The organism is Picosynechococcus sp. PCC 11901 (genome assembly GCF_005577135.1).
Taxonomy (GTDB): Bacteria; Cyanobacteriota; Cyanobacteriia; order Cyanobacteriales; family MRBY01; genus MRBY01.
The window spans coordinates 2,442,017-2,461,149 of the sequence record NZ_CP040360.1; the positions used below are offsets into that span (position 1 = coordinate 2,442,017).

General features: G+C 50.0%; 17 protein-coding genes. 7 read left to right on the forward strand and 10 right to left on the reverse strand.

Going from position 1 to position 19,133, the window contains the following annotated elements:
* Positions 1-30 precede the first annotated feature (30 nt).
* The 6 genes from FEK30_RS12770 to upp all read right to left on the reverse strand — a co-directional run bounded on the left by FEK30_RS12770 (position 31) and on the right by upp (position 4,189).
* On the reverse strand, positions 31-1,137 hold the full coding sequence (locus tag FEK30_RS12770; protein ID WP_138073392.1) for an IS4 family transposase: 1,107 nt from the start codon (positions 1,135-1,137) through the stop codon (positions 31-33).
* Between the two features lie 266 nt (positions 1,138-1,403).
* Positions 1,404-1,793, reverse strand: a complete 390-nt coding sequence (locus FEK30_RS12775; protein ID WP_138073393.1) for a hypothetical protein — start codon at positions 1,791-1,793, stop codon at positions 1,404-1,406.
* A 19-nt stretch (positions 1,794-1,812) separates the two neighbouring features.
* Positions 1,813-2,361 (reverse strand): hypothetical protein, encoded by a 549-nt coding sequence (locus tag FEK30_RS12780; protein ID WP_138073394.1) that lies wholly within the window; start codon positions 2,359-2,361, stop codon positions 1,813-1,815.
* A gap of 353 nt (positions 2,362-2,714) precedes the next feature.
* Positions 2,715-2,981 (reverse strand): YggT family protein, encoded by a 267-nt coding sequence (locus FEK30_RS12785; RefSeq protein ID WP_012307299.1) that lies wholly within the window; start codon positions 2,979-2,981, stop codon positions 2,715-2,717.
* 92 nt (positions 2,982-3,073) lie between these two features.
* Positions 3,074-3,376 carry a ssl2009 family thylakoid membrane protein gene (locus FEK30_RS12790; protein WP_012307300.1) on the reverse strand — a complete coding sequence of 101 codons (303 nt, stop codon included), beginning with the start codon at positions 3,374-3,376 and terminating at the stop codon, positions 3,074-3,076.
* A gap of 156 nt (positions 3,377-3,532) precedes the next feature.
* Positions 3,533-4,189 carry a uracil phosphoribosyltransferase gene (gene upp / locus FEK30_RS12795; RefSeq protein WP_138073395.1) on the reverse strand — a complete coding sequence of 219 codons (657 nt, stop codon included), beginning with the start codon at positions 4,187-4,189 and terminating at the stop codon, positions 3,533-3,535.
* Positions 4,190-4,251: 62 nt separating this feature from the next.
* Here upp and FEK30_RS12800 point away from each other — a divergent pair, with 62 nt between their 5' ends.
* Positions 4,252-4,710, forward strand: coding sequence for a molybdenum cofactor biosynthesis protein MoaE (locus tag FEK30_RS12800; RefSeq protein WP_065716571.1), 459 nt, complete (start codon positions 4,252-4,254; stop codon positions 4,708-4,710).
* Between the two features lie 91 nt (positions 4,711-4,801).
* Entirely contained in the window at positions 4,802-6,352 is a 1,551-nt protein-coding gene (purH, locus tag FEK30_RS12805) for a bifunctional phosphoribosylaminoimidazolecarboxamide formyltransferase/IMP cyclohydrolase (protein ID WP_138073396.1), read from the forward strand.
* 74 nt (positions 6,353-6,426) lie between these two features.
* On the opposite strand, the gene pyrR is transcribed toward purH, so the two are convergent.
* The gene (gene pyrR, locus FEK30_RS12810; RefSeq protein WP_099240573.1) at positions 6,427-6,960 is read right to left on the reverse strand and encodes a bifunctional pyr operon transcriptional regulator/uracil phosphoribosyltransferase PyrR; all 534 of its coding nucleotides are present in this window, start codon (positions 6,958-6,960) and stop codon (positions 6,427-6,429) included.
* 359 nt (positions 6,961-7,319) lie between these two features.
* Here pyrR and FEK30_RS12815 point away from each other — a divergent pair, with 359 nt between their 5' ends.
* Positions 7,320-7,571 carry a hypothetical protein gene (locus FEK30_RS12815; protein ID WP_062434491.1) on the forward strand — a complete coding sequence of 84 codons (252 nt, stop codon included), beginning with the start codon at positions 7,320-7,322 and terminating at the stop codon, positions 7,569-7,571.
* Between the two features lie 185 nt (positions 7,572-7,756).
* On the opposite strand, the gene leuS is transcribed toward FEK30_RS12815, so the two are convergent.
* Positions 7,757-10,315: a leucine--tRNA ligase gene (leuS, locus tag FEK30_RS12820; RefSeq protein ID WP_138073397.1), complete on the reverse strand. Its 2,559-nt coding sequence runs from the start codon at positions 10,313-10,315 to the stop codon at positions 7,757-7,759.
* A gap of 331 nt (positions 10,316-10,646) precedes the next feature.
* Here leuS and FEK30_RS12825 point away from each other — a divergent pair, with 331 nt between their 5' ends.
* Genes FEK30_RS12825 through FEK30_RS12840 form a run of 4 tightly spaced genes read left to right on the forward strand, consistent with a single transcriptional unit; the run spans position 10,647 to position 14,343 of the window.
* Complete coding sequence (locus FEK30_RS12825; protein ID WP_138073398.1) at positions 10,647-11,234, forward strand: DUF4087 domain-containing protein; 588 nt, start codon at positions 10,647-10,649, stop codon at positions 11,232-11,234.
* Positions 11,235-11,290: 56 nt separating this feature from the next.
* Positions 11,291-12,055, forward strand: a complete 765-nt coding sequence (locus FEK30_RS12830) for a PD-(D/E)XK nuclease family protein (RefSeq protein WP_138073399.1) — start codon at positions 11,291-11,293, stop codon at positions 12,053-12,055.
* 41 nt (positions 12,056-12,096) lie between these two features.
* A complete protein-coding gene (gene prfC / locus FEK30_RS12835; protein WP_138073400.1) occupies positions 12,097-13,713 on the forward strand; it encodes a peptide chain release factor 3 in 1,617 nt (538 codons plus the stop codon).
* A 21-nt stretch (positions 13,714-13,734) separates the two neighbouring features.
* Complete coding sequence (locus FEK30_RS12840) at positions 13,735-14,343, forward strand: TerD family protein (protein ID WP_065716578.1); 609 nt, start codon at positions 13,735-13,737, stop codon at positions 14,341-14,343.
* Between the two features lie 8 nt (positions 14,344-14,351).
* Here FEK30_RS12840 and gcvT read toward each other — a convergent pair whose 3' ends face one another.
* Both gcvT and dnaX read right to left on the reverse strand, forming a co-directional pair.
* Positions 14,352-15,443 carry a glycine cleavage system aminomethyltransferase GcvT gene (gene gcvT / locus FEK30_RS12845; RefSeq protein ID WP_138073401.1) on the reverse strand — a complete coding sequence of 364 codons (1,092 nt, stop codon included), beginning with the start codon at positions 15,441-15,443 and terminating at the stop codon, positions 14,352-14,354.
* 47 nt (positions 15,444-15,490) lie between these two features.
* Positions 15,491-19,009, reverse strand: coding sequence for a DNA polymerase III subunit gamma/tau (gene dnaX, locus FEK30_RS12850; RefSeq protein ID WP_138073402.1), 3,519 nt, complete (start codon positions 19,007-19,009; stop codon positions 15,491-15,493).
* Positions 19,010-19,133 lie beyond the last annotated feature (124 nt).

Here is a 19,133-nt window from a genome sequence, read left to right on the forward strand (position 1 = left end):
ACGCACGCTGCTGAATTGTATATCTTCAGCCTAAGTACAGGACAAAAGTTGTATGGGGTGAAACTCTGACTCAAGTAGAGATTGGGGAGAAGCGGTAAAAAAGCGACGTAATAAGTCAAAGCCATAGCGAAATAAACTCCGAGCTCGACGGCCATGGGCCGTGATGATGCGAATCGGTTTCTGAGTATGTCGCCATAAACCCGCTTTCATCGCCCAGACAAACGCAATGGCCAATAGAGCCAGCAGCTTCGACAAACGTCTCTTATCGATAAAATGAGTCGATTCCAAGCAAAAGCCACGGGTTTTGAGGGCGCCAAATAACGTTTCAATCCCCCAGCGGTGATGGTAATCGGCCAAAGCATTTTGAGGGTCATGGGCAGTAATAATAATCAGAAAATCATCATCCGTTTTCTGAGATTTCTGCTTTGGCTTCAGACGAGTGCCGATGACATAGACTGGACGGCCCCAGACCCACCGTTTTCCCGGCAGAATTCTTGTCTCACCCATGGCTAATGACCGAAATAGGTGAGCTCCCGCAATCGCCGGTTGTCCCTGTCCCTTACCTTTGCTAATCTTATCGGTCTGACGGATGCGCAGACGAAAGGGAATGGGCATATCCAGCATCAGGTAGGACAGCCAGGGTTTGCCAATAAACTCCCGGTCTCCCGTGAGATAGGCAATCTCGATATCAGGAAATAAGGTTTCGAAGCGTTCAAGCAAATCCATGCGCTCTGTACTGTTGCTGTTGCCCCTCTTCTTCTCCAGCATTGTCCACATCAATGGATAGCCGATGCCTTCATGGACGACGCATAGCATCAAGATATTGAAATCCGTTGTCCCGAATGACCAGTTGGTGCGGTCAATGCTTAAGACCCATGGTTGCGGGATAGCCGCGATATTTATCACCATCTGGGCGATTTTATCCATGTTGACCTCAAAAGAGTGGAAGAATCGCTGCATGCGCTTGTAATTGGACTCCTCAGTGGCATCACCCCCCCAGACGGTGGCGAGTTCGGCGAGATTGACAGTTTTCGCCCGGAATAATGCTATCAAGAACATCGCAACGAAGGAGAGTCTGGCTCCATGCCATCCAATATGGGGTCGCAATTGGTCGCGAATTTCGCTAATCTGAATCATGAGGGTTTGCTTGGTTATCTTCTAATTCCTATCAAACCCTCTCCCTCTATCCTTTTCAAGTTTTTGTCCTGTACTGAGATCTTCAGCATGAATAAGTTAAAGATCCATATTGAGAAAGACAGGACAAAAGTAAAAATTGAGACGTATTTTCCGGAGCAAAGTATACTTTGGTTTTACAGAATCGATGACGGTTTGTGTGCTCCTCGGTAAGATTCTAACTGAAAAGAAGTACATGGCGATCGCCACTATTTTTTTCTTTATGAAGACTACTGGGTGGTCATCTCCAGAATCGCTTCAGAGAGAACTTTTACCGTGTTTTCTAGTTGTTCTACCCTTTCTTCCATCGTCTGGGGCAGCGGCAGTTTTTCAACCAAGGGCACCAAATTTTTCCACCCTCTCTGGCAAGTGATGCCGTAGGTTTGTTTATAGATTTGGTAGCACTTATCATAGGTGCCATAGCGGGCTTGCAACAACTTTTGGTCTATCTTTTTGTTTCCAGGTAAAGCTTGGGGTTGTCCCAAATCTTTTTGGGCCTCAACAATTGTACGTAGGCGTTCATATAAACCAGCGGTAATTGCAAAGACGCGAGCTGTATTTTTTAAGCTTTGCTTGTCTAATTCTTCTAATTCATCAATGATGCGACTAAATCTGGACATGGCTATCTTCCTACTTTAATCATTTATCCAAGAGACTTCTTTGAGTATTGGCGATCCCTGATCCCATTTGTGGTTTCTCTGGGTCTGCTTCAGGATTCAAATCGATGGTGCCTGGATCCTTCGGGTCATCTTCAAAGAAGATCAGTTGTAAAAATTGCCATACAGCCTGGAATTTACCGAAGATTGAATTGGTTTGTCTCACCCTCTCCGCCACGGCATAGGCTTCTTGTTCCATTTGTCTCAGTTCTGAGTAGAGTCGGTCTTTTTTGATGGTGGTTCTTTCTAAATTCTGAATTAAAGTTGTAATCTCCTGGTTAGCCGCATCGAGTTGACGCTCCAGCTGGATTTTTTCATCGCCCTTTAAGACCAATTGTCCTTCTAGGGTGTCGATATCCGTTTCCAGGATTTCTATTTGGTCTCTGTATTTCTCCGTCCAACTTTGGAGGGCACCCCGAGAAATTCGCAGGGATTTAATTACCTCAATGGCGTCTTGAAATGCTTGATCCTCTGGTTTATCCTTTGCCAGTTGATACAGTTCTTGAACTTTTTCCTCAAATCCTTCTTTCACGCAGCCTCTCCATACACTTACTTCCCTTAAGGATATTGGGAGAGCGCGATTAGTCTCAGTCTTGCTTTAATGTTCTTAAAAAACGTTCCGAAAAATTCACTGCTTTTTGTCGCGCAAAAAATATTTCAACACTCATCTCTCCTCAGTCAATTTTTCCTTGATAATATTGGCGATCGCCAAAAAGACTCTTTATGTTTCCTTAAGATTTAGTCGGGTTTCTTGTGGAAAACTTTCGTATTTTTGTGGAAAAAGAACTGTTTTTGTGGAAAAAGCTTTAAAAAAGGGACCAAAGCCAATCCCCCCGACTGGAAAAAATCACAATAGGGGGGCGATCGCCAAAAATTTTAAAACCTTTAGAATAAAGCGCCACCACCCAGGACGCCACCAACGGCTTGGAGCAAGAAAATTGCCACAATGGGGGATAGATCCAGCCCACCGAGGGGCGGAATAAACGAACGGAACAGGTTAAGGTAGGGGTCGGTCACAGGGCTCAGAAAACCCATCACTTGCATTGCCCAATCTGCGGTCTGAAACCAACTGAGAAGAATGCGGACAATAAGAAGCAGAAGATAAATCTGGATAAAGTTTCCGAGGCTGACTCGTAATAGTTCGGCTGCCATATTCCTGTTACCGTGTAAAAAACTGAAGACCTGACAATGGGGTCTTTGTCGTTCATCTTAACCGATGTTGCAAAATTGCTTGGGTACGGATATCAAGAATTGGGGTTCAATGGCTCCTGACCATTATGGGGATGCAACACCGTCATTTGTTGGCGGACATCGTCAATGGCACCGTTCAATTGGGCAATTTTATTTTCAAGGCTGCGACGGGCCATTTCCATCCCTTCTTCGGTGTCAAAGCTGAGGGGTTCTTCTTCCTCTGACCATTCGGTCTGACGCGGGGCGCGATTGTCTTTGACTTTCGAAGCGGCGATCGCCCCGGCAATGCCCCCCACAACACCACCAAAAATAGTGCCCAACAGGAACCCTGTCCCAAATCCATCGCGTTGACTCATAGGAAACTAAAACCCTTGATTCTTCTCAGTGCTACCTTAAGCTTAACGGTTGGGGATCGCTCTTGACTAGGGTGCGTTTGCAAAGATTTTTGCCAGGAAATGACCCCTGCCAGGAGATTTGTTCCTTGTCCCTTGGCGAGTCAGCAGCATTAGGGTTTAGTGGGTACCAAAAGTGCGATCGCCGGCATCCCCGAGACCGGGCACGATAAAGCCTTGATCATTTAGTTCTTGGTCGATCATCGCCGTATAAATTTGTAGGGCGGGATAGTCTAAACTCAGTTTCTGGAGAGCTGGCGGGGCTGCAACCACAGAAACAATGCGCACATTCTCCATGGCAATGCCGCGTTTTATCACTTCAGCCATGGCCGCAGCGATCGTCCCCCCCGTCGCCAACATCGGATCGAGGAGCAGCAGGTGAGTTTCTGGGGCAAATTGCTCTGGTAAATTATTCAAATAACAAGCCACTTCAAGGGTTGCTTCGTCTCGCTTGTAGCCGAGGTGATAGGTGGCCGCAATGTTGGGGATCACCTCCTGGGCTCCTTCCATTAAACTAAGTCCGGCCCGCAGAATGGGAATTGCAATAATCGGTGTTTGGGGATGGATTAAGGTAGCTGGGGCCTGGGCAAGGGGTGTTTCAACGGCGGCATCGAGGGTGGGCAACCAATAGCGACAGGCTTCGTAGGTGAGCCATTTCCCCAGTTCTTTCATGGCCGTTTTAAACAGGGGGGTGGGGGTATTGGTTTCCCTGGCGATCGCCAACCAATGTTTGAGGAGGGGATGATCAGGCACAAAAACCCGGAGTTGCGAAGCCATAGACGTTTTGCATCAAGAAAGAACCGTCCTTTAGACTAGCATAAGCTTTTAGATGAAACCCGATGCGCGTCCCCACCTATCCCCACGATCAGTTTGCGATCGCCTTTGCTCCCCTCTCCTTTGATGCGGTGTATCGTCTCGCCGAAGACCCCGGTAGTGGGGCTGTGGTGGTGATGAGCGGTACTGTCCGGAATCGCAGCGATGGCAAAGCTGTCCATTATCTCGAATACCAAGCCTACGAACCGATGGCGATCGCCATTTTCCAGCAGATCGCCCACGACATCCGCCAACAGTGGCCCGACACAAATCGAGTCGTGATTCACCACCGCATCGGCAAACTGGAAATCGGCGAAATTAGCGTCCTTGTCGCCGCCAGTTGTCCCCACCGGGCCGAAGCCTTCGCGGCCTGTCGCTATGGCATCGACACGATCAAACACAATGCCCCGATCTGGAAGAAGGAATTTTTTGCCGGGGGCACCAGCGAGTGGGTGCAGGGTTGCCGCACTGCTGAGGACTGTTAATCCTTCCTGACAGATGCCCTTGTAACTGTTTGAAGAAAGTTTAGGCGATCGCGTATGATGGGACGCTGGTTCACATAAGGAAATCGCGGATATGGCACGTCGTTTAGCACTATTGAGCGTCTCAGACAAAACTGGCATCGTTGAATTTGCCCGGCAACTCGTAGAAGAATTTGAATTTGACATCATCAGTAGCGGCGGCACCGCCAAAGCCCTCAAGGATGCAGGCGTCCCCGTCACCAAAGTCAGCGATTACACCGGTTCCCCAGAAATCCTCGGTGGCCGTGTAAAAACTCTCCATCCCAAGATCCACGGGGGCATCCTCGCTCGTCAGGACTTCCCCGAACATTTACAAGACTTAGACGACAATAATATTCGGCCCCTCAGCCTCGTCGCGGTAAATCTTTATCCCTTCGAGCAGACCATTGCCAAAGCGGGTGTAACTGTTCCCGAAGCCGTTGAACAAATTGATATCGGTGGCCCCGCCATGCTCCGGGCAGCGGCGAAAAACTTTGGGAGCCTTACAGTCATTTCTAATCCCCGCTATTACGACGAATATTTAACGGAACTGCGCAATAACAGCGGCACTGCCACGATTGAATTTCGGCAACGCATGGCCGGGGAAACCTTTGCCCTCACCTGTGCCTATGACCAGGCCATTTCCAGTTATTTTGCTAGCACCGTGAATGCAGCAGCCGATTTACCCCAACGCTTAGGGATCAGCGGCGAAGCAGTGCAAACCCTCCGCTACGGCGAAAACCCCCACCAAAAGGCCACTTGGTACAAGACCGGCACCCAAGTTAGTGGTTGGGCCGCCGCTGAAAAACTCCAGGGCAAGGAACTCAGCTACAACAACCTTGTGGATCTCGAAGCGGCACGACGGATCATTGCGGAATTCCCCGATGGCGATCCTGCCGTCGCAATTCTCAAGCACACTAACCCCTGTGGTGTTGCCCTGGGTTCGACGTTGCGAGAAGCTTACGAAAAAGCTTTTGCCGCTGATTCTGTGTCTGCTTTTGGGGGCATTGTCGCCCTAAATAAACCCCTCGATGGCCCCACCGCCGAAGCCATGGGGAAAGTCTTTTTAGAATGTGTGGTTGCCCCCGACTGCACCCCAGAAGCCAGAGAAATTATCGCGAAGAAAAAAAATCTGCGGGTTTTGACCCTCCCCGATCTGCTCACTGGCCCGACCCAAACCCTAAAGGCGATCGCCGGTGGTTTTTTGGCCCAGGATGCCGACATTCAAATTGAAGACCCCAAGGATTGGCAGTGCGTCACGGAGAAGCAGCCCAGCGAAGCGGATCTCGCGGAATTATTCTTCGCCTGGAAGCTCTGCAAGCACGTTAAATCCAACGCAATTCTTGTTTCCAAAGATCGCACCACCGTCGGTGTTGGCGCAGGCCAGATGAACCGAGTCGGTGCCGCAAAAATTGCCTTTGAACAGGCGGGCGAAAAGGCCCAGGGCGCGTATCTGGCCAGTGACGCCTTTTTCCCCTTCGACGATTCGGTACGGAGTGCGGCCGCAGCAGGAATTAAGGCGATCGTTCAACCGGGTGGCTCCATTCGGGACGAGGATTCGATCAAGGCGGCTAATGAGTTGGGGCTGATCATGATGTTCACAGGTGCCCGCCATTTCCTCCACTAGGATTTTGTACTGAAATAAAGGGAGAAGGTGTGTCGTAAAAATTGTGATGCACCTTTTTTATTGCCTATTTGAGCCTACTTGATCAGTTCTACAGCGTCGCGGCCATCTAAATCCTGGAGATAAACTTTGACTTTTTCGTCTTTGGCGGTGGGGAGTTTTTTCCCGGTAAAATCTGGCTGAATCGGCAGTTGGCGATGACCCCGGTCAACTAAAACCGCTAGGCGGATCACTTCCGGGCGACCATAATCATTCACGGCATTGAGGGCGGCGCGGATGGTGCGACCTTTATAAATCACATCATCAATCAGGACAAGATTCTTGCCATTGAGATCAAAGGGAATATCTGTTTTTGAGGGTGTGCGTACCCGAATTTGGTCAAGGTCATCGCGATAAAACGTGATATCAAGGGCACCGACGGGCACCGCAATGCCTTCGAGGGTTTCAATTTGCTTGGCGATATTTTCAGCAAGGGGAACACCACGGGTATGGATTCCCAGCAAGGCTAAGTCAGTCAAATCCCCCGCTTTTTCGACAATTTGTGAGGCGAGACGGGTGATGGTGCGACGCATCTCCTCGGCGGATAAAATTTCGATGACGCTCTTTGTCATGGGCTCATTCTAAGCAAAAGTATTGCCATTGTAGAGCTTGTTTCGGGTCGATGGGAATCAACAAGATACGGGGCTGTAACCGTTAGAAAAATTCATAAAGCACGGCGTTTTAGCGGTGGAAATGCCATGCTAGAGGTAGATTAGGGGGCAGTAACGCTCGATTTCTCTGCTTTTTGACCTAGCAAATAAGATAAAAGCTGCTGCCGAAAGGCGATCGCCTTTTCCTTAATCAATCCTGGGCTTAGGCCAGATATTAAGCTGATTAACCTTAAATGAGACGTAGATTTTGTCGATACATCCCAGACACGCCTGAGCCTTGTTGCACCTCAACCACTTTGAAGTTGCCACGGAGGTTTCCGATGTTTCTCAACCACGCCCCAGAACAGGTCTTGATCGAAGTGCTGAACCTGCCCGAATTATGGGATCCGTTCAAAACGAAAGTTTGGGCCCGTGCCCATGCCGGGGAAGAAATGCAAGATCCGGAATTTTATCCGAAAGCTGAACTTATTTTCCCTTCGGGGGAATCGCTCCCCAAAGCTTGGATTGATCCCCACTATCGCGCCAATGTCCCGATGCCAGAGCATTTGTCTGCCGCTGCGACAACGGGTTAAGTGGGTCTCCTTTTAAAAAAAATTCCATTGAGCTTTTGAGGCTCTCCCCGTCATTGTTGTGGATCAAGGGAGAGTTTTTTTATGCTCAGTGAGGAAATTAGCCACAGAAATCGCCATAAAAAAAGAGGGCCAGTGAGCTAACTTTCACGCAACTCTCTTTTTCTTTACAACTTGGTTATGGGCGATTACTTAGGAATCACAAAGTTCACCAATTTGTTCGGGACAACGATCACTTTTTTAATTTCTTTGCCCGCAATGTAACGTTGGGCAATGTCGGAAGCCGTGGCAGTTTTCTCTAAATCCGCTTTGCTAATCCCTGCTGGCACTTGGATCGTTCCTCGAGTCTTTCCGAGGATTTGGATCACGATGGTAATTTCGTCCACTGTCAGGGCCGCTTCATCCAATTGTGGGAAGGGAACGGTGTGGATCGATTCACTGTGACCGAGATTTGACCAAAGTTCATCGGCGATGTGGGGCGCAAAGGGAGCCAGCAGTAAAATCAGCGTTTCGATCGCCTCTTTGTACACGGGGGAATCAACGCATTTAACGTCTTTGATCGCGTTATTGAGCTTCATCAGTTCGGCGATCGCCGTATTAAATTGATAGTCCCCTTCGAGGTCTTCTTGGATTTCTTTGATCGCAGTGTGCACGGCCCGGCGCAGATCTTTTTCTGCCTTAGACAGTTCGCCTGTCGCTTTAACGCTAGTTTCTGCCGCTTCGTAGCCAGCGACTAAATTCCAAATCCGGTTCAAAAAGCGGAATTGCCCTTCCACATCGGCATCGTCCCACTCTAGATCCTTTTCGGGGGGCGCTTTAAAGAGAATGAACATCCGCGCCGTATCTGCACCGTATTTGTCTAACACCAGAGCCGGATCGACGCCATTGTATTTCGACTTCGACATTTTTTCGTAGAAGCCTGCGAGCGGTTCGCCGGTTTCTGGATCTTTGGGATCATTGGGATCAACTTGATCAGCGGGCACATATTTATTCGTGCGGGAATTTTTGTAGGTCAGTGCCTGCACCATCCCCTGGGTTAACAAACGCTTGAAGGGTTCATCTACGCTCACCAGTTGGCGATCGCGCACCACCTTTGTAAAGAAACGGGAGTAGAGCAGGTGGAGAATCGCGTGTTCAATGCCGCCCACGTATTGATCCACGGCCATCCAATCGTTAACTGGGTCGAGGGCGAAGGGTTTTTCGGTATTGTTGGCGTCGGTGTAGCGCAGAAAATACCAGGACGAATCAATAAAGGTATCCATCGTGTCCGTTTCCCGACGGGCAGTTTTCCCGCAACAGGGACAGTCCACCGCCTGCCAGTCTGCCATCTGGGCCAAAGGGGAACCACCGCGCGCCGAAAATTCCACATCTTCAGGCAATACGACAGGGAGATCACTGTCCGGCACCGGCACCACACCGCAATCATCGCAGTAGATCATCGGGATCGGGCAGCCCCAGTACCGCTGTCGAGAAATTAGCCAATCCCGCAGACGATATTGAATTTGTTCTCGACCGAAACCGTTTTCGGCGGCAAATTTGGCGATCGCCTTTTTCCCTTCGGTAGAAACTAGGCTATCAAATTGGCCACTATTCACCATAATGCCCGCCTCGGTATAAGCCTCTGTGAGTGCCGCCGTCGCGTCGCCACCTTCTGGAATAATTACTGTTTTGATCGGTAAATTATTTTCCTTAGCAAACTTAAAGTCACGGCTATCGTGGGCCGGAACCCCCATCACTGCCCCTGTGCCATATTCATACAACACATAGTTCGCGATCAAAATCGGCACTTCTTCTCCGGTAAAGGGATTGGTCACCCAGCCCCCGGTGCGAACACCCTTCTTCGGCTTATCGTCGGCGGTACGATCCTGTTCGCTTTCTTGACTCACCTCAGTGATAAACGCATCTACAGCAGCTTTTTGTTCGGGGGTTGTCACCTGAGCTACCAGGGGATGTTCCGGCGCCAGGACAACATAGGTGACCCCAAAGATCGTATCCGGGCGAGTGGTAAAGACTGCCACTTTTTCATCGTTGCCCACAACGGGAAATTCCAGGTGCGCCCCGGTGGATTTGCCGATCCAATTTTCCTGCATCAACTTTACCCGCTCCGGCCAACCGTCGAGGGTATTGAGATCCTGGAGAAGTTCTTCGGCGTATTCGGTGATCTTCAGGAACCATTGGCGCAGCAATTTTTTCTCCACGATCGCCCCCGACCGCCAGGAACGGCCTTCCGCGTCTACCTGTTCATTCGCCAAAACCGTTTGATCAATGGGATCCCAATTTACTGCCGCTTCTTTTTGGTAGGCTAATCCGGCTTTGTAGAACTGCAAAAAGAGCCATTGCGTCCATTTGTAATAGTCGGGGGAACAGGTCGCTACTTCTCGATCCCAATCGATAGAAAGGCCCAACTGTTTGAGTTGCTCGCGCATTTGAGCAATATTTTGATACGTCCATTTTGCGGGCGGAATCCCCCGATCGATCGCCGCATTTTCTGCGGGTAGCCCGAAAGCGTCCCAGCCCATGGGATGGAGCACCCGATAGCCTTGCATTCTTTTGTAGCGGGCAATGACATCGGTGATCACATAGTTGCGCACATGACCCATGTGGAGCTTGCCGGAGGGGTAGGGAAACATCGACAGAGCGTAAAATTTTGGCTTGTCACTTTGGCTAGGGGTTTTGTCTAAGCCAAGCTCTAGCCATTGTTGTTGCCATTTCGCTTCAATATCAGCGGCACTGTATCGCGTTTCCACTCTTGGTTCTCCGTGTTGTAAGGGTCAGTGGCTTATTTTAACCTCCGAGTGGATGGGTTGCTGCCTAGGAGGGCCAGGGATTTTTTTAGGGGCGATCGCCTTTATTCTCACCTCGGAAAAAGATCGGGCACAATGGGAAATAGGGCTACAGGAGAAAAGATGTCGCCAAGCGATCACCAATTTGATGAACCTTCCTTTTGGGCAAAGATCAAGAAACAACCCCGTAACATCGGCAAGCCCATCCTGGAAGTTGATGATGGATAATTAAAGAATTATTTTTTGAAATAGACAGCTTTTCATCAATCACTGGAAGCGTTGGAGAAGATTACCCATGGTGAAGCACATTTATCGGCTAGGGATTGTCGCTGTGTTGTTGGGTTTAAGCGCCTGTGAAGTAACCATTGGATCTGATCCGCAAACTCCCCCGACAGAAGATGTGACCGCCCAAGATCCACCAACCAATACGGCAACCCGTTCTGGGGCTAGTGATGAGGGCGTTGCTGAAATAGGCACAGGTGGCGGCATCGCAACATCAAGGCCGCCGCAACCGCAACCCCAGGCGCAACCGCAATCGCCGCCACAACCCATTGCCCAAACCTCCACCAGCTTTGAAACCCGCTGTGGCTGGTTCTCGAATCCGACCCCAGGCAATATTTCTCTCTATGATGCCGACCGGGAATGGATCATTGGCGTTCAAGGGGGACATCAGGTAGCAACAGATTGGGACTGGCCGAATTTTGCGCCGGATCAGTGGGTGGTGACCAATGTGGGCAGTTACGGTTATGGTTGTGCTTGCATGGATGTGCGGACAAACCCAGCAACAGGCACGATCAACGACATCCGCAATGTACGCGCCCAGGCGATCGCCATTTGTCAGCAGGATCCGGCCCTCAATCGCTGGGCAAATCTTTTCCCTTAAAATTCATGTCCGATTTTGTAATCTAGGGGAAAGGCGATCGCCCCTGAAAATCTCTTATGTTTTATCTATCCCAAGCCCACCTCGAACGCTTCCAACATTGCCCGCCAGCCTTCCAAGCCCTTTATCTGGAGCAACTGACGGCTCCCAACAACCCAGATTATCTGGAAAATCAGCAATGGGGCATCCGGTTTCACCAGGCGATGCAACAACTCCAGCTAGGCTTGCCCCCAGCGCAAATTACCACAGACCCCAATCTCCACCAGAGTCTCCAAGCCCTGCTCACCGCCCAACCCCAACTCCTCGACCAACAGCAACAAACTGCCGCCGAATACCGCCGCACCCTGATGATGGACGATTTCCTGCTCACGATTATTTGTGATTGGATCAATTTTGGTGCTGATACCCTCCAAATTTACGACTGGAAAACCTACCGTCAACCCCGCCAAAGCGATGATCTAAAAGACCACTGGCAAACAAAACTGTATCTTTATGTCATGGCCGAGACCACGGGTTATCAGCCGGAGCAACTCGCGATGACCTACTGGTTTATCGCCCCAGGCCAAGCGCCCCAATCCCTGACGTTTCAATATGATCAGACTTGGCATCAGCACATCCACACTGAACTGGTCGCCCTGCTGACCCAACTGCAACGGGATTTAGAGCAATACTTTCAAGATGGTACGCCTTTGCACCATGGCGATCGCCAAATTTGTCCCCATTGCCCACCCCACCAGCATTTACCTAGGGCTGAAACCTTAGATTTTCTCAGCGGGAAAAGCCTAGAGGACTTTCTGGGGGAGATTGAAGCAGTACAATTGTAGACGCACCATTCATCCAGAAGCACAAACCCCAGACCAGATTTATGGCGACAGAATTGCACACAGAGCTAGAAGAAGCCGTCCGATTGCGACGGAATTTTGCGATCATCTCCCACCCCGACGCGGGTAAAACCACCCTCACCGAAAAACTTTTGTTATACGGAGGTGCCATTCACGAAGCCGGGGCCGTCAAAGCCCGCCGGGAACAGCGCAAAGTTACCTCTGACTGGATGGAGATGGAGCAACAACGGGGGATTTCCATTACCTCGACGGTGCTGCAATTTTTGTATAACGGTTACCAAATTAATCTGCTGGATACCCCTGGTCACCAAGACTTTAGTGAAGATACTTACCGTACCCTTGCAGCGGCGGATAATGCGGTGATGCTGGTGGATGCGGCCAAGGGTCTGGAGACCCAAACTCGGAAATTATTTGAAGTCTGCAAACTGCGATCGCTGCCCATTTTTACCTTTATCAACAAGCTAGACCGTCCGGGGCGGGAACCCCTAGAACTCCTCGATGAAATTGAACAGGAACTGGGTCTGCAAACCTATGCGGTAAATTGGCCCATTGGCATGGGCGACAGATTTCAGGGAGTTTATGATCGTCGGTTAAAGGAAGTGCATCTATTTGAACGGACAGCCCACGGCACCAAGGCCGCCACGGAAACCGTTTATAAAATTGACGATCCGGCCCTCGAAGATATTTTAGATGCGGATCTTTACGAACAACTCCAGGAAGAATTAGAAATTCTCGAAGAAATTGGCGCAGATTTTGACCTAGAAGCGATCCATGCGGGCAAGCAAACTCCCATTTTCTTTGGCAGTGCAATGACCAATTTTGGGGTGCAACTTTTCCTCAGTGCGTTCCTAGAATATGCCTTGAAGCCGGAGCCCCGTGCTTCTAGCCTCGGTGATTTGGAACCGACTTACCCGGAATTTACTGGGTTTGTCTTTAAGCTCCAGGCAAATATGGATCCGAAACACCGCGATCGCGTTGCCTTTGTGCGAGTCTGTACCGGGAAATTTGAAAAGGATATGACCGTCAGCCATGCCCGCACCGGAAAAACAGTGCGCCTATCTCGCCCCCAGAAGCTTTTTGCCCAGGGCCGCGAATCCCTCGAAGAAGCCTATGCGGGGGATGTGATTGGTTTGAACAATCCGGGGGTGTTTGCCATTGGCGATACGATTTATTGCGGCAAAAAATTGGAATATGAAGGCATTCCCTGCTTCTCGCCGGAACTATTCGCCTATTTAAAAAATCCGAACCCCTCGAAGTTTAAACAATTCCAAAAAGGGGTCAAGGAACTCCAGGAGGAAGGCGCCGTACAAATTATGTATTCCGCCGATGAATTTAAGCGGGAACCCATTTTAGCCGCCGTTGGACAACTGCAATTTGAGGTGGTGCAACATCGTCTCAGAAGCGAATATGGCGTAGATAGCAAGCTCGAACCGATCCCCTACAGTGTGGCGCGCTGGGTCACCAATGGTTGGGAAGCCCTGGAAAAGGCGGGCAAAATTTTTAATACGATGATCGTCAAAGATCTCTGGGAACGGCCAGTGATTCTCTTTAAAAATGAGTGGAATCTTCACCAAATTCAAGGGGATCATCCGCACCTAAAATTGTCGGCGATCGCCCCCATTGGTTCTTCTGTTAAATGATGTTTCGCTTGGTAAAAGCCCATGGCAATTCAACTGAAAAAAGGCAACCGCATTTCCCTCAAAAAAGAAGCCCCTGGCCTCAAGAAAGTGATGCTTGGCCTCGGCTGGGACATGGCAACCAGCAATTCAGGGGGCGGTTTCCTCGGCATTTTTAAAAAGCCCGCCGGTAGCATTGACCTCGACTCCGGGGTTCTGTGCTTAGATTCCCAAGGGAAACTCAACAGTGCCAGTGACTTTGTGTATTACGCCAATCTTAATCACAAATCCGGGGCGATCGCCCACCAAGGGGACAACCTCACTGGCGCAGGCGAAGGGGATGACGAGCAAATTTTTGTCGATTTAGAGCAAGTCCCTGCAACGATCCAAAGCTTGTTATTTACCGTCACCATTTACCAAGGCCGACAACGGGGCCAGGAATTTGGCCAGATTAAAAATGCCTTCGTGCGTCTCGTTGACCTGAGCAACAACCAAGAGATCGCCCATTACAAACTATCAGGAGAAACCTACCAAGGTAAAACGGGGATGTTGATGGCCGAATTACGCCGAGAGGAAAATGGCTGGGCCATGACTGCCCTTGGTGATGGCCTTGATCCCCAGGATTCTGAAAATCTGCTAAAAAAATATCGCTAACTGATCAGCTATTTTTTACCTGCACGATAAAAAGGTTTTTTCACCACCTGGGCTGGGTACTGTTTGCCCCGGATTTCTACGGTGACAGCTTGACCCAATTTGCTAAATTCCAATGGGAGATAGGCTAAGGCGATCGCCTTTTCGAGGGTGGGGGACATCGTACCGCTGGTCACAAGGCCCACTGCTTCACCATTCACGAGCACAGGATAGTCATGGCGAGCGATACCGCGCCCCTGCATCTCTAGGCCCACCAAACGCCGTTGAATACCTGCTGCTTTTTGGGTCTGCAAAATATCCCTAGCGATAAACGCATCTTTTTCTTGCCAGTGGATCAGCCACCCCAAACCCGCTTCCAAGGGGGTTGTGTCGTCGTCCATGTCCTGACCATAGAGGTGTAACCCGGCCTCTAGTCGCAGCGTATCCCGTGCTCCCAAACCACAGGGCATCACCCCCGCATCGATTAAAGCGCTCCAAAGTTTTTTCCCTGCTGTCGGCGCGACCATCACCTCAAAGCCATCTTCGCCGGTGTAGCCAGTCCGGGCAATAAAAGCCGTTTCCCCGAAAATTTGTCCTTGACCGTGGTTAAACAGCTTCAGGGTCGCTAAGTCTAAATTTTCCACAACAGGTTGCAGGGCTTTCTCCGCCTGGGAGCCTTGGATCGCCAGCAAGATATTTTCTTGGGAGACATCGGTTAAGGTGATCCCCTGCGCTGTCAAATGGCGCGTTAACCAGTCCCAATCCTTCTGGGTGGTGGCCGCATTCACAATCAAAAAGCCCTGGCGATCGCCCTGGTGATAGTAGATCACATCATCGATGATGCCGCCGTGGTCATTGAGTAGCACGGTGTATTGCGCTTGACCGGGAGCAAGTCGTGCCAGATTTGAAGGCACCAGTTTTTGCATGGCTGCAATGAGGTTTTCCCCAGCCAACTGAAACTTGCCCATGTGGGAAATATCAAACATTCCCACCTCTGTGCGCACCGCCTGATGCTCCACCTTTAGGCCTTTGTATTGCACGGCCATCTCCCAACCGGAAAACGGTACAAATTTGGCACCCGCTGCAATGGCGAGGTCATGGAGGGGCGTGCGCTGTAAAGTCATAGGAGCTTCTTCATCCAAGAGACATCACCACCAATGATACGAGGTTCTTAGAACGGAATCTCATCGTCCGGGGCAACTGGCACAGGTGGACGGCCTTGGACAACGGGGGTAGTTGGTGGTTCGGGAACAGATGGCGGAGATTTTTCGGGTTCGCTAGGCAGCACAACCTGCACATCCGTTTCTTCTGGGGGGACAAAGTGAGTCAGTTCGATCACCTCTCCGTCAAACAATTCTGCAAACTGTTGGGCGATCGCCTGGATATCATCGGTCGTTTCTGGGATCTCTGCTGCGGCTGTGGGTTCAGGCGATGATGCTGACTCAACGAGGGGAGGAACCGCTGGGGCTGGCGGGGCGGTCTCTCCGAGATCCGCTGTGCGGTGCGCCGTTGGTGTTGGTTCCGGAGGTTTTGGATCTGGTGCTGATTTTGTTGGCGACCCTAGGGGCGGTGGGGCCATGGGCTGCGGGGTTTCCGTAACCGGGGGCGGCGGCATCTCGACAGGATTTTGCGCCGGAGAAATAACTGTTGGTGCTGGTGCAGGCGTAGATAAAATCGGGGTTACTGATATTCCCCCCTGGCCATTTTCTAAACCATGGCCCACTTGTAAGGTCACCTTAAGGGGATTGCCACAGATTTTTTCAAAGGCCGCCTCAAGCTGGAGGGTTTTATTTTTGGCAATTTTGAGTAAGTTGGCGCTTTTAATGCCGATGAGGGCGGTGTGCTCTGTAAGCTGGAGCAGTTTGCCATGGTCTCGAAACAAAGACTGGCTCAACAGGGGCAGTTGGCGCACAATGCCTTGCCATAGTTCCTCCCGTTCCAGGGCCGAAATTGTCGGGCTTGTGGTTGCAGGAGGTGACGGTGATAAAGGGGGTGGCTCGGTGGACTGAACCGTTGGAGGGATTACATCCTGGGGCGGTGGCGCTTTGGCGATCGCCTTTGCTTCTGGTACAGGGGCCGGAACTTGGGGAACTTCGGGTTTGGGAGGAACTTGGTGAACTTGAGTGTCTACCGGAGAGGGGGGCGTTCCAGAGCCGTGGCCATTGGTTGCAGGGGGTGTTTCCCCAAAGGGATGGGGGATGTCCTGTGGAGGTGCCGGAGAAGTCGGCGGTGTCGCGGTAGGCTGCGTTTGTAGATTGATCTGAGTATTTAAAGGAGTGGTCGCGGTTCGAGTAGTTTGGGTCTGTCCAAAAGCAGCGGGAAGTAATCCCAACAGGGTAATTTCTAACCACAGACGCGGTTGGGTCGTATTTTTGAGTTGATATTCACTTTCTTTGAGGTGTTGCTGTCCCTGCAAAATAGTTGAAAGCTCCCACTGGTTTGCTTCCTGGCAAAGAATTTCCCACGTCGGTTGGGTCACAGCGATCAGATCTCCCCGTTGGGGGGCAGTTTTGGCAATGAGCAAATTTAGATAAAAACTCGCCAAATTTTGCAGCACAACCAGGGGTTCCCGGCCTCGGTTTAACAGGCTCCGGCATTGTTGAATGACTGCCTCTGGATCATTGCTGTGAATCACTTGGAGTAATTGCAATAGATCCCGCTCCGGCACGGCCCCTACTAAATCCCAGACCTTATCAGGGGTAATTTCACCGGACAATAAACTCAGTTGATCCAATAAACTTTCTGCATCCCGCAACCCTCCGTTGGCAATTTGCGCAATTAACGTCACCGATTCGAGGGGAATATCGATATTTTCTAAATGGGCAATTTTCCGTAGGTGGGCGACCATCGCATCGAGGGGAATGCGTCGATAGTCAAACCGTTGACAGCGGGAAATAATCGTGGGTAAAACCCTTTGGGGATCCGTTGTTGCCAGGACAAATACAACGTGGGCAGGGGGTTCTTCGAGGGTTTTCAGGAGGGCATTGAACGCCGCCACACTCAACATATGGCAGTTATGAACCAATAGCCCATTAGCGACAAAATTATGATTTTCTTCAACTTCAATATCGTAAACAGATTCAATTTCGCCCCATGTGACGGCTTCAACTGTCTCGAAATTTGTAGTCCATTGAGGTGATTGAAAATTGTCTGTGGTCGCGAACCCATTTTCTCGTGGCTTTCGCTCCCAATTTGACGTAGTAGTAGATTTTTTGGGTTTGTTTACGGGTGTAATGGAGAGATTTTGCGGGATATCCCAAGTCAATAAGCCATTGGGCAATTTGTTGATTTTCTGTGGCAGAAAACCCTTCTGTGTGAAATTGGATACTTGGGCTTCCAGTAGCGTTGATTGAGAGAGAGCCATCGTCCATGTACCACCATGCTCTTCCTTCTGCGTTAATTCTTTGTAGCCAATCTGTTGAGAGAGTTTTCTGTGAGTCGTTTGGTTTAACGATTTTTTCGACTTCACAGAGTTGGGGATGGCAGATGGTTCTGGCTGTAATTGACCACTGTCCATAGCCAGCATTAAGCGTTCGTTGGCAACTTGGTTGAAGCTCTGGAAGGCGAGAGAGTTTATATTTAAGCCATTCTGTTTGGCGATCACCATGGGTCCAGCGTAATCGTGGAAATCGACTATGGCTATTGGGGTAATCGATGCTGCCGTCACCGAGTAATGTACCGTAGACCAGTCCCAATTGTTCTGAAGAGAGGTATTGGAGTTTGGCGAGGAAATGGGTTGTTCTGTTCTGCCACATACCATGTCCCCGTTTAAAGGGATGTTGTTGCCAGTAGTACTGAATACTTTTGATTCCTTTGCCTTTTTGCTGGAGAAATGGGGGAATATCCAAGAATTCACCACAGCCACATTGACATTGGGGTTTGATTTTTTCTGCTTGTGCCAAGATTGCAGATAACTCGTATGATTTTGTGCCGTATTTATTGCCCTTAAATTGATGTCCTCGCTTGAACCGACGGATTCGACCATCAGTTCCATATTTGTAGATCTGTGCGCCGCAACCGCATTCACAGGGGATAGTATCTTCATTCCGGCGACGACGTTTTTGGCTTGAACCCATCCTTGTTCTGTCCGAATTAAATGGTTATCTGTACAACGAATTTTTCTATTGGCAGTTTTGATCGTTAAGGTTCGTTTTTGCCCTTGATCGAGCCAACGGAGAACTTTTTTATATTCCCAATTACCCGTCGTTTCAGAAAAACTTAAAACGTCCTGACCCTTAAGATTTGGATCATCAAGCCGCATTAACCCTTTGCGAGTAGTGACTAAAGTATCTCCGGTTAAACATTCATCAATTACATAAACTTTGTAGCGACATTGCACTGGGGCAAACTGCGATCGCTCGATGAGTTCGCGGATATTATCAACGCCCGTATTACTCGCGGCGTCAATTTCAATCACATCCAAGGCTGACCCGTTGGCGATCGCCCGACAAACTTCACACTCGCCACAAGGGTGGGGCGTCGGTTGGGCTGCATTTAGACAATTTAGAGACTTAGCCAAGATCCGTGCACTGGAGGTTTTCCCTGTCCCCCGTGGCCCTGAGAATAAATAGGCCGGGGCAATGCGTCGCTGTTCGAGGGCATTACTCAAGGTTGTGGCGATCGCCTCTTGGCCAACCAACTGCGCAAAAGTCTGGGGACGATATTTGTGGTGGAGCGGTTCGTAGGCCATGGGAAACAACGAAAAATTCGGTAAAGGACGGCGATCAGTAAACAGTTATGGATCCAGCAGCAACGATAAAGAATCGATATCTAACGTCCAATGTCTAATATCTGGGGGTTAACAACATAAAATG

What these genes read in the sequence shown, in the direction of transcription:
- FEK30_RS12770 (WP_138073392.1), bottom strand. Translation starts at nt 1,137, where the DNA reads ATGATTCAGATTAGCGAAATTCGCGACCAATTGCGACCCCATATTGGA.
- FEK30_RS12775 (WP_138073393.1), bottom strand. Translation starts at nt 1,793, where the DNA reads ATGTCCAGATTTAGTCGCATCATTGATGAATTAGAAGAATTAGACAAG.
- FEK30_RS12785 (WP_012307299.1), bottom strand. Translation starts at nt 2,981, where the DNA reads ATGGCAGCCGAACTATTACGAGTCAGCCTCGGAAACTTTATCCAGATT.
- FEK30_RS12790 (WP_012307300.1), bottom strand. Translation starts at nt 3,376, where the DNA reads ATGAGTCAACGCGATGGATTTGGGACAGGGTTCCTGTTGGGCACTATT.
- upp (WP_138073395.1), bottom strand. Translation starts at nt 4,189, where the DNA reads ATGGCTTCGCAACTCCGGGTTTTTGTGCCTGATCATCCCCTCCTCAAA.
- FEK30_RS12800 (WP_065716571.1), top strand. Translation starts at nt 4,252, where the DNA reads ATGCGCGTCCCCACCTATCCCCACGATCAGTTTGCGATCGCCTTTGCT.
- purH (WP_138073396.1), top strand. Translation starts at nt 4,802, where the DNA reads ATGGCACGTCGTTTAGCACTATTGAGCGTCTCAGACAAAACTGGCATC.
- pyrR (WP_099240573.1), bottom strand. Translation starts at nt 6,960, where the DNA reads ATGACAAAGAGCGTCATCGAAATTTTATCCGCCGAGGAGATGCGTCGC.
- FEK30_RS12815 (WP_062434491.1), top strand. Translation starts at nt 7,320, where the DNA reads ATGTTTCTCAACCACGCCCCAGAACAGGTCTTGATCGAAGTGCTGAAC.
- FEK30_RS12825 (WP_138073398.1), top strand. Translation starts at nt 10,647, where the DNA reads ATGGTGAAGCACATTTATCGGCTAGGGATTGTCGCTGTGTTGTTGGGT.
- FEK30_RS12830 (WP_138073399.1), top strand. Translation starts at nt 11,291, where the DNA reads ATGTTTTATCTATCCCAAGCCCACCTCGAACGCTTCCAACATTGCCCG.
- prfC (WP_138073400.1), top strand. Translation starts at nt 12,097, where the DNA reads ATGGCGACAGAATTGCACACAGAGCTAGAAGAAGCCGTCCGATTGCGA.
- FEK30_RS12840 (WP_065716578.1), top strand. Translation starts at nt 13,735, where the DNA reads ATGGCAATTCAACTGAAAAAAGGCAACCGCATTTCCCTCAAAAAAGAA.
- gcvT (WP_138073401.1), bottom strand. Translation starts at nt 15,443, where the DNA reads ATGACTTTACAGCGCACGCCCCTCCATGACCTCGCCATTGCAGCGGGT.
- dnaX (WP_138073402.1), bottom strand. Translation starts at nt 19,009, where the DNA reads ATGGCCTACGAACCGCTCCACCACAAATATCGTCCCCAGACTTTTGCG.